Annotated in this window: 1 protein-coding gene; it reads right to left on the bottom strand. The window is 72.5% G+C overall.

Features of this window, described 5'->3' with window-relative positions; all coding sequences use genetic code 11:
* On the bottom strand, positions 1–534 hold a 534-nt coding region (gene gspL, locus sphsw_RS17315), incomplete at both ends, for a type II secretion system protein GspL (protein ID WP_031441710.1).

Below are 534 nucleotides of genomic sequence, written 5' to 3'. Positions count from 1 at the left end.
ATCGTGAATTCGCCCGACACGCGCCCCGCCGCCGCCTGGAAGACGCCCGCCTGAACCGCAAAGCCGGCACGCTCGAGCGCACTCCTGAGATCGGTCGCCAGCGCCTCGCGCTCGACGGCGACGCCCAGTCGGACGGTCCCGTTCGGCTGGAAGTCGAGCGCGGTGATCTCGCTGCCCGGCGTCGCCTGGACCACGGCGAAGATCGTGGCGGTGGTCGTGCTGAAGCCCAGCCCCGGCCCGCGCACGCGCGACAGCCGTTCGCCAAGTTGGCGCCCGGCATCGTTCACCGTCTCGCCGCGTGGCAGGCCCGAGCGGGCGACCTGTTCGGTCTGCGCCTCGATCATGTCCGCGCCGAAGCTGTATTTCGCGATCCGGACCAGCGTGATCGCCAGCGTCACCGCGAGGATCAGCCCCGACAGCACCGCCAGCCGCCGGATCAGCGCCCAGTCGAGCGAGAATCGCCGCCGCCGCGCGAACATCCCCTGCCGCAGGTCGAGCGGCCATGTCGCGACCGCCGCCGCCAGCGCCGCCTCG

The organism is Sphingomonas sp. FUKUSWIS1 (assembly GCF_000733135.1).
GTDB classification, from domain to species: Bacteria; Pseudomonadota; Alphaproteobacteria; order Sphingomonadales; family Sphingomonadaceae; genus Sphingomonas; species Sphingomonas aerolata.
The sequence above is the reverse complement of the archived record's forward strand: the minus strand, read 5'-3'. Positions and strand labels throughout refer to the sequence as shown.